This window comes from Streptomyces sp. NPDC058678 (assembly GCF_042714835.1).
In the GTDB taxonomy this organism is placed as follows: domain Bacteria; phylum Actinomycetota; class Actinomycetes; order Streptomycetales; family Streptomycetaceae; genus Streptomyces.
In genome coordinates this window covers 160063-172174 of record NZ_JBHXSG010000004.1, presented here as the reverse complement: position 1 = coordinate 172174, position 12112 = coordinate 160063, and the positions used below count along the sequence as shown (strand labels likewise).

11 protein-coding genes and 1 pseudogene are annotated in these 12112 nt (G+C 70.8%); 5 read left to right on the top strand and 7 right to left on the bottom strand.

The annotated features are described in order from the left end of the window. Window positions 1-11: 11 nt before the first annotated feature. From ACFWWR_RS06505 to ACFWWR_RS06495, 3 genes are all read left to right on the top strand, one after another. Window positions 12-956, top strand: coding sequence for an alpha/beta hydrolase (locus ACFWWR_RS06505; RefSeq protein ID WP_384302249.1), 945 nt, complete (start codon window positions 12-14; stop codon window positions 954-956). Between the two features lie 122 nt (window positions 957-1078). Beyond that, window positions 1079-2308, top strand: coding sequence for a PucR family transcriptional regulator (locus ACFWWR_RS06500; RefSeq protein ID WP_384302247.1), 1230 nt, complete (start codon window positions 1079-1081; stop codon window positions 2306-2308). 149 nt (window positions 2309-2457) lie between these two features. Next, on the top strand, window positions 2458-3099 hold the full coding sequence (locus ACFWWR_RS06495; protein WP_383865363.1) for a cutinase family protein: 642 nt from the start codon (window positions 2458-2460) through the stop codon (window positions 3097-3099). 76 nt (window positions 3100-3175) lie between these two features. Here the strand turns inward: ACFWWR_RS06495 and ACFWWR_RS06490 are convergent, their stop codons facing one another. From ACFWWR_RS06490 to ACFWWR_RS06465, 6 genes and pseudogenes are all read right to left on the bottom strand, one after another. Next, on the bottom strand, window positions 3176-4900 hold the full coding sequence (locus tag ACFWWR_RS06490; protein WP_383865361.1) for a hypothetical protein: 1725 nt from the start codon (window positions 4898-4900) through the stop codon (window positions 3176-3178). Window positions 4901-5056: 156 nt separating this feature from the next. Further along, complete coding sequence (locus ACFWWR_RS06485) at window positions 5057-5230, bottom strand: CsbD family protein (RefSeq protein ID WP_383865359.1); 174 nt, start codon at window positions 5228-5230, stop codon at window positions 5057-5059. Between the two features lie 95 nt (window positions 5231-5325). Continuing rightward, on the bottom strand, window positions 5326-5976 hold the full coding sequence (locus tag ACFWWR_RS06480) for a class I SAM-dependent methyltransferase (protein ID WP_383865357.1): 651 nt from the start codon (window positions 5974-5976) through the stop codon (window positions 5326-5328). An 83-nt stretch (window positions 5977-6059) separates the two neighbouring features. Further along, window positions 6060-6335, bottom strand: coding sequence for a hypothetical protein (locus tag ACFWWR_RS06475; RefSeq protein WP_383865355.1), 276 nt, complete (start codon window positions 6333-6335; stop codon window positions 6060-6062). Between the two features lie 72 nt (window positions 6336-6407). Continuing rightward, window positions 6408-8304 (bottom strand): annotated as a pseudogene (locus tag ACFWWR_RS06470) (DUF1996 domain-containing protein). 186 nt (window positions 8305-8490) lie between these two features. Next, on the bottom strand, window positions 8491-8904 hold the full coding sequence (locus tag ACFWWR_RS06465) for an SRPBCC family protein (protein ID WP_384302245.1): 414 nt from the start codon (window positions 8902-8904) through the stop codon (window positions 8491-8493). A 184-nt stretch (window positions 8905-9088) separates the two neighbouring features. Between ACFWWR_RS06465 and ACFWWR_RS06460 the strand changes: the two genes are divergently transcribed. Together ACFWWR_RS06460 and ACFWWR_RS06455 are read left to right on the top strand one after the other, a co-directional pair. Beyond that, window positions 9089-9622, top strand: coding sequence for a DoxX family protein (locus ACFWWR_RS06460; protein ID WP_383865352.1), 534 nt, complete (start codon window positions 9089-9091; stop codon window positions 9620-9622). Between the two features lie 183 nt (window positions 9623-9805). Further along, window positions 9806-10177: a hypothetical protein gene (locus ACFWWR_RS06455; RefSeq protein ID WP_384302243.1), complete on the top strand. Its 372-nt coding sequence runs from the start codon at window positions 9806-9808 to the stop codon at window positions 10175-10177. A 57-nt stretch (window positions 10178-10234) separates the two neighbouring features. On the opposite strand, the gene ACFWWR_RS06450 is transcribed toward ACFWWR_RS06455, so the two are convergent. Continuing rightward, a complete protein-coding gene (locus ACFWWR_RS06450; RefSeq protein ID WP_383865348.1) occupies window positions 10235-11893 on the bottom strand; it encodes a catalase in 1659 nt (552 codons plus the stop codon). Window positions 11894-12112: the final 219 nt, after the last annotated feature.

Here is a 12112-nt window from a genome sequence, read left to right as displayed (position 1 = left end):
GAGGAGCCGCCATGCCCCACCGCACCACCGAAGTGCCCCGGCGCGCCGTCACCAAGGCGGCCGCCGCCGTCGGTCTGGCCATCCTGTTCGGAGCCGGGGCGGGCACCGGGCGTGCCCGGGCCGCGACCCGGCTCGGGCCGCGCACCCTGGACGTGTCCGTGAACTCCGCCGCGCTGGGCCGCACCGCGCCGGTGCGGCTGATCCTTCCGTCGGGATTCGACACACAGCCGACCCGGACGTACCCCGTGCTGTACCTGCTGCACGGCGCCCACGACGACTACACCTCCTGGACCCGGGAGACCGACATCGAGGCCTTCACGGAGGGCCGGAACCTGATCGTGGCGATGCCGGACGCGGGTCCCACCGGAATCCCCACCGCCTGGCGCGACGGACCCGACTACGAGACCTTCCAGGTGCGGGAGGTGCCGGCCCTGCTCCGCAGCGCCTACCGGGCCTCCGGCGTACGGGCCGTGGCCGGGGTGTCCACCGGCGGGTACGGGGCGATGGCGCACGCGGCCCGGCACCCGGGCGCGTTCACCGCCGCGGCCTCCTACAGCGGCATCCTCGACACCACGGCACCCGGCGTGCCCAACATCATGGACGCCATCGTGGCCCGCGAGAACCTGGCGGCCCACTCCCTGTGGGGCAACCCGATCCTGAACCTGCTGACCTGGCGCGACTTCAACCCGCGCGCCCGCGCGGAAGGGCTGCGCGGCACCGCCCTGTACGTCTCCAACGGCAGCGGACTGGCCGGCGGGGGCGGTGATCCGCTGCCCGGGGCGCTGGAGAGCGCGCTGTGGCCCTCCGCGCACAGTTTCACGGACACGCTCGCGCGCCGCGGCGTCCCGGTGACCACACACTTCTATGCGGGAGGGGGACACAACTGGGCCTACTGGAAAGGGGAGTTCGCCGCGTCGTGGCCGATGCTCGCCCGTGCCCTGGGTCTGCCCGAGTGATGTCGGAGCCGGCGGGGCACGGAACGGAGCGCAGGGATCGTCCGTCCAACACGGGACGTCCCACTCGCCCCATGGGAAACACCCCGTGGGTGAGCCGCTTCCGGGTGAAAGGAGTGTCCGCGATGGCGGTCCCCGTCCCGCACGGCGTGCCGACCGGTCCCACGGCCCGGCCGGTGCCGCCCGATCTGGCCCAACTGCTGCGTGCCCAGCTCGAGTCCGTCGCCGACGAGGTGGAGGAGGAGGTGCGCAGACAGGTTCCCGAGTACCTCCGCCTGGCAGACAGGGATGACCGACGCAATCTCAGAGCCGGGGTGGTGCAGGCGCTGACGCTGTTCGTCGACCACATCGCCGACCCACGCGGCCGGAGCGACGCGATCGCCGCGACGTACTACGAACTCGGGCGCGGTGAGGCCCTGGAGGGCCGCAGCCTGGACGCGCTGCAGTCGGCCCTGCGGGTCGGGGGGCTGCACGCCTGGCGGCTGATGGGCCGTACGGCGGAACAGCTCGGGCTGGACTCGGCGGTCGTGTCCGCGCTCGGCGAGCTCGCGTTCCGGACCGTGCACGAGGTCGCGGAGGCGGCCGCGGCCGGCTACGCGGAGGCCCGGTCGCACCACACGGACGAGCTGGAACGGCGACGCAAACGACTGCTCGACCTGCTGCTGGGCGACGGGCCGGTGTCCCTGGAGACCGTGCAGGACCTCGCACACGGCGCGCGGTGGCCGGTGCCGCGGCAGGTCGCGGTCGTGGCGCTCGCGGCCGGGCCCGACCAGCGCGAGGAGGAGCGTCCGCTGGTCGCCGCCGGCGCGCTGGTGGACATGGAGTCGCGCCCGCCGCGCATGCTGGTGCCCGACCCGGACGGGTCCGGCCGCTTCGGCGGCCGGGCGTTCGCCCTCGCGCTGCGCGGACGACCGGCCGCGATCGGCCCCACGGTCGACGTCACCGAGGCGGCGCGGTCGCTGCGCTGGGCCGGCCGGGCCCTGGGCCTGATGGGCCGCGGGATCCTTCCCCGGCAGGGCGTGGTGCGCTGCGCCGACCATCTGTCGACGCTGCTGCTGCACGGCGACGAGCCGCTGCTCGCCCACCTGCAGGCACGGGTCCTGGCTCCGCTCGACACCGTCTCGGCCGGGCAGCGCCCCCGGCTCGCCGAGACCCTGCTCGCCTGGCTGCTCAGCGGCAGCAACGTCCCCGACGTCGCCGCCCGGCTCCACATCCACCCGCAGACGGTCCGCTACCGCCTCAGGCAGCTGGAGAAGCTCTTCGGGGACGCCCTGCACGATCCCGAGACCCGGCTGGACCTGATTCTCACGCTGCGGGCCGAGGCATTGCGGGAGTCGGGAGCCGCCCATCAATGATTCCTTTCCTGATCCCCGTACTCATGCGGGCACAAAAATCCGCGGCCATTCCATAATTCGCTGCATAACACTCCGACAGGAATGCGAATACCTTCGGGACCGTCCTTTTCGCAGGCGCACCGCGCGCCCCGAAAACCGGAGGATCCCCCATGCGTATCCGCTTGTGTCTCGCCGTGCTCTCCCTGGCCGGCGGGGCCGGACTGGCCACCGTCACGGCGCCGACGGCGTCGGCCGCGGCCTGCTCGGACATCGACGTCGTCGCAGCCCGCGGCACTTTCGAGCCCGGCACGCTCGGCCTGATCGTCGGCGACCCGGTGTATTCCGCCCTGCAGAAGAAACTGACGGGCAAAAGCCTGTCCAGTTACGCCGTCAACTATCCCGCCAACCTTTCTCTCACCTCGGCCGCACAGGGAAACAGGGACGTGGTGAATCACGTCAGGAACCAGGCGGCTTCCTGCCCGAACCAGCGGTTCATTCTGGTGGGCTATTCGCAGGGCGCGAACGTCGTCGACAATTCCATCGGCATCAGCAGCGCCGGTGCGGTGGTCGGCAGTCCCATCGTGGCGACCATTCCCGCCGCACTCGAACCGAAGGTCGCCGCCGTTCTGCTGTTCGGCAACCCGATCCGGGCCATCGGCAAGAGCGTCACCGGCACCTACCAGAGCCGCACCATCGACTTCTGCGCCAAGGGCGACCCGGTCTGCGAGAACGGCGGGGGCGACACGCTGGCCCACCTCGGCTACGGCGCCGACGCCGACGCGGCGGCCACGTTCGCGGCGGGCAAGGTCTGAGCCGCGAAGAACTGAGCCGCACAAGCCCGTGGGCCCGGGAGGATCACCTCCCGGGCCCACGTTCGTGCGCAACCCGCTATCGGGGGGACCGGGCGAACCGCGCGAGGTTGGTGGAGACGGCCTCGGGGCGGCCGTCGTTCTGCTCCGGCGCCGCGGTCAGCACGTCGAGGTGCTGGTAGCCGTCGGCGACGACGGGATCCAGATCGGCGGGGACGCGGCCCGCCAGCAGCCCGTCGCCCGCGAGGACGGTGAGCGTCGGGTTGGCCGTGAGCCCGTCGGGGTGCACGACGAGCCGCTTCACCTGGGGTGAGGTGGCCAGCTGGATGTCGGTGACCAGCTTGGTCGGGAAGTACTGCTCCGTGAAGTCCAGCGGCTGCTCGGCCAGGCTGCGGGCGAGCTCCTGAACGTCGGTGACCTCCTTGCCGGCATCGGTGAAGGGCGTCCCGTCGGCCGACCGGTACCCGGGGTCGTCGGGGTCGCCGACACGGTCGTAATTGCGCCAGGTGTACAGCGGTCCGTTCGGCTGGTCGGGGATGGCTTTGTACTCGGTGCCGAAGAGCGCGGGCTGTTCGTCGCTGCCGTTGGCGGCGGGGAAGTTCTTGTCCGCGACCGGTCCGCCGTCGAAGAAGCCGACGCTGCTCTGCAGGAACGCGAGCGGTACGGAGTGGTCGTCCATCAACGCTCCGAGCATCGCCGCGTTGGTGAGCCGGAAGTCCTTCACCGCGGGTGAGCCGGTGAGGAAGGTGGCGGTGTCCTCGGAGAACAGGAATCGGTTGGTGGCTTCGACGTTGACGTTGGACGGAAGGTAGCGCGGCAGGTCGGCCTCGCCGCCGGGATCGCGGACCGCGCCCATCCCGGCGATGGCGAGCAGGGTCATCGTCTCGGGGTTGAGCAGCACCGGCGCGGACAGGGTCCGTGACAGCAGGCCGCTGTCGAGTCCGGCCTGTACGGCGGCGTGGCCGAGGCCGATGTCGGGCAGGTTGGTGTCGTCCGGGATGCTGCCGCTGAGGTCGGCCAGCGAGGTGGAGACGGTGGTGTCGAGGGCGAAGTAACCGGCGCACTGGTTGAAGCCGGCGTCCGCGGTGGTGGTGCGGTCGCCGTCGAAGTCGGCGGCCGCGAAGTAGCCGGTGATCACGCCGCCCAGGGAGTGGCCGCCGCACAGCACCTTTCGCTTGCGCAGTGACTGGTCGGGCAGTTCGGCGGCGAGCAGGTCGTACTGGTCGCGGACGGTCTGCTCGATGCCGAGCTTCGCCATCCAGCCGAGGCGGGCGTTGCCGACGTACCCGTCGAAGGTCCGCCCTTCGACCTGCTTGCCACGGTAGTAGTAGTCGATGGCCGTGTGCTGGTCGCCGGAGGCGATGCCGGTGCGGTCCTCCAGGCAGTTGGAGCGGCGGTCCAGGGCCCAGAACTCGATGTGGCTGCCCTGCTCGGCGGCCCGTGCCACGGTGTTGCGGGCGACGCTGTCGAACGCCCCGGCCCCTTCCAGGATGCCCGGCTGGGCCACCAGGACGCGGTCTGCGTCGGCCGAGGCGTCGGGTCCGTCGGAGGAGCGGTAGCGCAGGTACGACAGCCAGTCGCACGCCGCCGGACGGGCCCCGGCTGATGCGGGCAGGGGCACCTTCACCCGCACCACCGACTCGGTCACCCCCGCGACCGGGGACGTCGACGCCACGGGCGTCTCGGTCCGCTCGGTGCGTGCCTGTGCGTCACTCGGGGTGGCGGCCGTGAGTGCTCCCGCAATCAGCAGCACCGCCGCCGCGGCGCTTCGCCACGTTCTTCTTTCGCTGCGACTCAGGTTCATAGCCGGACGGTAGGACCGTGACCGGGGTGCGCTCAGGCGGTGCTCACGGGAACGCAGTGGCTTTCGTTGCCTTTGTCACCTGGTAACAGCGCGGTCGGCGGGGTCCCCGCAGTAGGAAGGGGGATCCCGCCGAGTGTTCACTAGTTTTCCGCGTCATCAGTGCTTGAAGATGTCCTTCATCTTCTCCTTGGCCTGTCGGGCGTCACCCTTCGACTGCCCGCCCCGGCCCTCGGCCTCCATCTGCTCGTTGCCGGCGGTGCGACCGATCGCCTCCTTGGCCTTTCCCTTGGCCTGTTCCTTCTTCGCCTTGGCCTTCTGGTCTCCGGCCACGTTCCATCACTCCAAGCCGCGTTCGACTGCGGGTAGCTTCCCGTGCCGGGTAGCCGTTCACCGCCTCTTCCAAACGCGGACCCCGATTCCGGCCCTCAGCCGCGGCGGATCCGCCAGACGTGGTCCTCACGGAAGCCGTCGGCGCCCTCGGGCGAGACGCACTCCTTGCGCACGGTGGCCATGGTTTCCACGCTCCAGCCCTCCTCCGCGAGCGCCAGCGCGGAAAGAGTGCCCTCCAGAGCGGGGAACTCCATCTCGAAGGGCGCTTCGCTCTGCCACGACGGCCACCCGGCGTGCATGACGATCAGGAGCGTGCCTCCCTCGGCGACCGCCGCGGCCGCCTGCCGCAGGATCGTCTCCCGGTCGAGGCGTACCGGGGACTGCAGGAACTGGGCGTTGACCAGATCGAAGGTGCCCCGGGGAAACGTCGTGCCCAGCTCATGCCGTTCCCACGCCGTACGGTCGCCCACCCCTGCCTCGGCGGCGTGCGAGGCGGCGCGTTCGAGGGCCGTGTGCGAGATGTCGATGCCGGTGACCTGCCAGCCGCGCGCTGCCAGCCACACCGCGTCGGCCCCCTCGCCGCAGCCGAGGTCCAGGGCGGTGCCCGGTGGGAGGTGGCTCGCCTCCCGCACGAGGAGCTGATTGGGGCGGCCGCTCCAGACTCGTTCGCTGTCCCGGTAGCGGGCTTCCCAGAACTCGGCGGCCTGGGTCGGGGGGATGCGAGTGGTCGGGTGGATGTGAGTCATGGCACCAAGCCTGCGGCGGGCCCGACCAACAGACAATCAGAGTTGCCGGTACGGCAAAAACCCGGTTCCGCCGTAACGGTTCGCTACTCCGACTCCGTACGGGCCACGGCCGCCCTCACGTCCGCCTCCACCTGCCGGCGCGCCCGACCCTGCTCCTTCGCGAACTCCGCCACCGCGGACCGGATGTCGCGATCCAGGTCACGCCAGGCCCGGAACGCGGTCTCGTACGTGACGGTCTGCTTCTTGGACCACTTGTGCTCGGCAGGCGGCCCGTAGGCGCGGCTCAGGTCTTCGACCCGATGATGCGCCTGTTCCGCCGCGCGCTGCTTCTCCACGAGCTCTTCGAAAGTGTGTCCCACGTCAAGTGATCGTAGGCAGGATGCCGCCTTTCCGCGCGTCGAGCCCGGCGGGCCCGCAGGCCCGCCCGCGGTCTACACGGAACCTCGCCTGGTGCGACGCAGCAGTACGAAGCCGCAGACGAGGAGAACCGCCCCGGCCGCGGCCGGCCACAGCTGGCTGCCGGTCTCGGCCAGCGAGCCACCGGCCGTCTGGGGTTCGGTCTGCGCCCCGGCAGGGGACTGCGCAGCCGCTCCGATCGTCGGGGTGACGGAGGCGGTGTCGTCCGCCCCGCTCTCGACCAGGTCGTTCGACCAGGCCTCGGGGAGAGTGGCGGTGGCGCTTCTGGCGGGAGTGGGCGTGGCGTAGACCTTGGGTTCGTCGGCCGGCGCGGTGGGTGAGGCGTCGGGCTTCGCCTGGCCGTTGCCGCCCTGCTCCCCGTTCTCCCCGGCGGAGGGGGCGGGAGTCGCCGCCGGCTGCTCCTGCGGCTCCTCGGACGGCTGGTCGCTCGGCTGGTCCGTCGGCTGCTCCTGCGGGTTCTCGCCGTTGCCGGGGTCCTGGCCCGAGTCCGGGCCGCACTGACGGCCCTCGTTGATGCAGTCGACCATGTCCCGCATGAGGTCGTCGTCGAAGACGTTGATGAAGTCGCCGTGGTCGGTGACGGGCTTGTGCTGCTGCTCCGGGAAGGAGTCCACGGCGAAGAGCGGGGTCGTACGGCCGCCGTCCTGAAGGCTCGGCGCGTCGACGTCGTACACGATGCGCTGAACGAGCTGCGGGATGGCCTGGAACCCGGCGGGGCAGGCGCCGTCGGCCTGGGCGAACGCCACGTGGGTGCGGTGGTTGGCGCTGTCGATGTTGCGTCCGTCCCAGCAGCTCTGGAACTTGAAGGTGCGGACCACGTCACTGCCCTGCGGGCACAGCGGGTACTTGTCCTTCAGCTGGCGGTCCTCGAATCCGGTGCAGCTCCAGGACGCGTTGGCGTTGGCGGTTCCGTTGACGAACGCCTTGGCGTCGCCGGTGATGATGCGCAGGAGCCTCGGCATGGCCGTGACCTCGCCGCGCGGGCTGCCCACGAACGTGAGGGTGACCTGCCGGGGTGTGACGATCTCACCGGCGTTGCCCTCTATGCCGCCGCCCGGGGGCGGCCGCGTCCTGCTCCTGCGTGCCGTTCTGCAGGCGCAGCACAGGCCAGTAGTACGACGACTTGTCGCCCTGGTCCTCGCAGCTCGTGTCGCCGTTCGCGAGGTCTTCGTCGCCGGCGAAGGCGTCGTTGGCCTGGTTGCCGACGTAGTCGTGGAAGTGGTGGGCACCGTTGGAGACACCCGGGGCGACGATCACGTTGTCCGAGTTGAACAGGCCGCCCTCGTTCACGCCGCAGCTGGTGACGAAGGTGCCGCGCGAGGCGTCGCCTTGGGCGTCCGGGGCAGCCGCGGCGGGCTGGACGCTGGTGATGTCGGCGAAGTCGGCGGCGACGGGGCCGTTGCCGGCCTGACCGCCGTTGCCCGGCTGCTGGGCGCCGTCGCCCTGGTCCTGGCCGTCGCCCTGCTGCTGTTCCTCGTCTTGTTGCTGTTCCTCGCCGCCGCTTTGATCGCCGGTCTGGTTGGCGGGCTCACGCAGCGTGCAGTCCGCCATCGCGTCGAGTCCCTGCGGACGGTCACCCGTCCGGTCGATGGCGGCGGCTATTCGCTCGATCGTCGCGGCCCGGTCGTCCTTGAGGGGGTCCATGATCCCACTGTCGGGCTGCGCGTTCCGTGCCGGGTCCTGGAGTTGCCGGTAGGCCTCGGCGACCTGCTGGTCCAGAGAGGCGAGTTCCTTGTCCACGTCGGCCCGCGCCTCGTCGGGCACGGTGGTCAACTGGGCACCGACGTCCGGGCAGTAGATCGTCGCGGCGCCCAGAACGCGGGCGCCGCCGGACCCCTGGTCGTCCGACCCGCCGCTGTCGGTCGCCGAGGCGTACACGTTGACCGCCATCAGACCGCCCCCGCCCAGCATCAGCGCCACTGCGGCAAAGGTCGTACGTCGTGCGCCTGTTGGGCGTCTGCGCCTGTTGTGTCCCACGGAAGTGCTCCTGCGCGTTTCGGCCGTACGGGCATGGAAATCCCCCGGCCCTATACGCAGGCGGAGCCCCGGGCGTTCAAGCTCCCCGGAAATTCACAGGAACTTCCTACGAGACGGTCATCAGCCCGCCGCATGGTCGACGCGCAGCCGGACCTGTTCCTCCAGGCGGCGCAGGCTGCTGTCCAGGGCGTCGTGCACGGTCTGCCGACCGGGGTCGTGGCTGTCGTCGAGGAACGACAGGTGCACGGTCACCTCGCTGGCCCCGCTGTCGAGCCCGGCGACCTGCAGCCAGCCGGCGTAGTCGCCCTGGTCGCGCGTTCCCCATTCGAGCCGGAGCTGGTCGCGACGGGACTGGAGCAGCGCCCGGGTGTCGTGGTCGGCCCGGTCCTCGTGCACGGTGACGGCGGGCGGGTCGTCGGCGTGCACGTGCAGGGCCTCGGGCAGCCAGGCGTCCAGTTGCTCGACCTGGGCGGCCTGGTCGAAGACGTGCTCCGGCTGGGCCGGCATCGTGCGGGAACGCTCGTACTCGGTCATCAGCACACCGTCTCTTTCCTGCCTCGGATCCTCGTCGTACGACGGACCGCGTTCCCGGCCTGCGGGAGCTGAACCGGGCGTTCCGGAGTGGGACGGCCGGCATCGAATGAGCTCGCACCGGCCGGGAACCCGGGGAGCGCAGCTTGCACCCCACACCGCTCGCACCCACACCCTGGAGAGGGCCATGAGTCTTCTGCGTATGGTCGGCCGCCCGATGCTCGCTTCCATGTTCGTCGCCGGCGGCCTGAACTCAGTGCGCGATCCCAAGGCGGTGGCCCCCGTGGCCGAGCCCGTCGTCCAGCCGCTCACCGAGCGCGTCGAGGCGCTGCCCGACCGTACCGAACAGGTCGTACGCCTCAGCGGTGCCGTGCAGGTGGCGGCCGGTGTCCTGCTCGGCATGGGCCGTGTCCCGCGCGTCGCGGCTCTGGCCATCGCCGGCACGCTCGTGCCCACGACGCTGGCCGGGCACCGCTTCTGGGAGGCCGAGGACCCCTCGGACCGCGCCCAGCAGCGCATCCACTTCCTGAAGAACCTCTCGATGCTCGGTGGGCTGCTCATCGCGGCGGACGACACCGCCGGGCATCCCTCGCTGTGGTGGCGTGGTCGCCACAGCGCCCATGACCTGCGGCGCGAGGCACATCTGGTGCGCCGCTCGGTCCGTGCCACCGCCGGGCCGGCCGCGGCGGCCGCCCGCCTGCGGGCGAAGCTGCCCGCCTGACCGGCCGCGGCCTCGGCCCCCTGCCGACGCGCATCGCCGACCCGCCATCTCGCCATCGCCAACCCGCATCTCGCCGGAAATCGTCGCGTCTGGATACCGGCACTCCGGGTACTCGGACGGGTCACGACTTGTCATGCGCCGTCCGGGACCTTCGGGCGGCGCCGATCCGTCAGGGGGTTGGGAATGAGGCGCTTGGTGCACTGGCGCGGCCGTACGTCGCGGGAGGTGGCCGCGCGGCGCGCACGCCACCTGCGCGCACAGCTGGGGGTGGCGGCGGACATCGCGATAGCCGCGCAGCGCAAGACGTTGGCGGCCCGGCTGGAATCCGTCGGTCACGAAGGGGCGGGCGAACGGCTGCTGCGAGGCCGGGTGGACATAGACGACGTGCTGGAGTACGCCCGCCAGCACTTCGCTCTCACCTCGGCCACCCAGGAACAGGCCGCCGCCGCGCTGCGTACACGGTACGAACTCCGGGGCGGGCACCGGGACCTGGACACCGACGCCTACTCCCCCGCCGTGGAGAGCTCCGCGGAAGCCGGAGAAAGGACGGGGTGAGACCCCGCGGGACCATGTGCCGGGCGGGTCGTCGGGCCGCGCCCGGCACATGGCCGGTCAGCGGGTCACCACGTGCCGCTCGTCCGGGACACAGTGGGTCATGGTGAGGCCCTCGACATCGCGCGGCGGGTTCTTGCCGAGGCGGGCCAGGCGCTCCCGGTCCTCGTCGGTCAGGTCCTGGGAGGCCAGCGCCTCCAGGTGCGAGACGTCGTCGGGGCCGATGCCCAGGGCGTCACCGACCCGCAGACCGAGGTCGTTCTCCACCAGCAGGAAGTGCCAGACCATGCGTTCCTGCACCGGCCGGTCGCACTGGGCGAGGAGGTCGGTGAAGTTCTTGACCAGATCGTCGCGTTCCCACTCCTCCAGCAGCAGGTAGCGCTGGCCGGCCTGCAGATAGTCGTTGGTGCGGGGGATGCGCTTGCGGGTGAGCCGCCCGTTGATCTCCGGTCCCTGCTCGTCGTGCGCGGGGTACTCGGCCTCGCGCAGACCTCCCCGGATCGAGGGCTCGTAATTGACGTCGGCGTTCTCGCCGGCGCCGTCGACGTGATAGGTCATGGCGCCGTCGCGTTGGTTGGTGCGTACGTCGGCGTTCTTCGCGTGGTTCACCGGCAGCTGGAGGTAGTTGGGGCCGACGCGGTGGCGCTGGGTGTCGCTGTAGGAGAAGGTGCGGCCGACGAGCATCTTGTCGTCGGAGAAGTCCAGACCGTCGACGAGGACGCCGGTGCCGAACGAGATCTGCTCGTTCTCCGCGAAGAAGTTCTCCGGCATCCGGTCGAGCACCATCCTGCCGACCGGCTTGGGCGGGAAATCCTGCTCCGGCCAGGTCTTGGTGTCGTCCAGCGGGTCGAAGTCGAGCTCCGGATGGTCGTGGTCGTCCATCATCTGGACGAGGAGTTCCCACTCCGGGAAGTCGCCGCGCCCCACGGCCTCGTACAGGTCCTTGGTGGCGTGGCCGAGCCCCTGCGCCTGGACGTTCGCGGCGTCCTCCTCGGTCATGCTGCGCACACCCTGCTTGGGCATCCAGTGGTACTTGACCAGGACGGTCCGCCCCTCCTCGTTGACCCACTTGTAGGTGTTGACGCCGAATCCCTGCATGTGGCGGTAGTCCGCCGGGATACCGCGCGGGCTGAACAGGTTGACCAGCATGTGCATGGCCTCGGGTGTCTGCGACATGAAGTCGAAGATGCGCCGGGGCTGCTGTTCGAAGGTCACGGGGTCGGGTTTGAGGGCGTGGATCACGTCCGGGAACTTGATCGCGTCCCGGATGAAGAAGACGCCCAGGTTGTTGCCGACCAGGTCCCAGTTGCCGTCCTCCGTGTAGAACTTCACCGCGAAGCCGCGTGGGTCACGGGCGGCCTCGGAGGAGTCGCGGCCTCCGATGACGGTGGAGAAGCGGACGGCCAGGTCGGTCCGCTTGCCGCGTTCCTGGAAGAGTTTGGCCCGGGTGAAGCGGCTGATCGGCTCGTCGCCCCAGGCGCCGTAGGCCTCGAAGTAGCCGTACGCGGTCACGCCCCGGGCGTGGACGACCCGCTCCGGGATCCGCTCCCGGTCGAAGTGGCTGATCTTCTCCAGGAACTGGTAGTTCTCCAAGGTCGCCGGACCGCGCGCGCCGACCGTGCGCTGGTTCTGGTTGTCGTGGACGGGGTGGCCCTGTCGGTTGGTGAGCACCTTCCGGTCGTCGTCCGGAGCAGGCCCCATGCTCGACACGTCCGTCATGTTCGTGGGCTCCTTCGACTCGTGGCTGCCGTGACGCGTGGACCGGGCTGCCGGACAGCCGCCGCCGACCGGTCACAGCCGGGCAGGCGCCCGAGTACCCGGCCCGTCATGTCCGTCACACCGGCCGGTGACTCTTGTGCGGCGGTTTTGGCGCGTGGAGGTGTTCACCCGGGCCGAGCAGAGGACCGAGGGCTGAGCGGAGGCCCGGGCGGGCGGAGG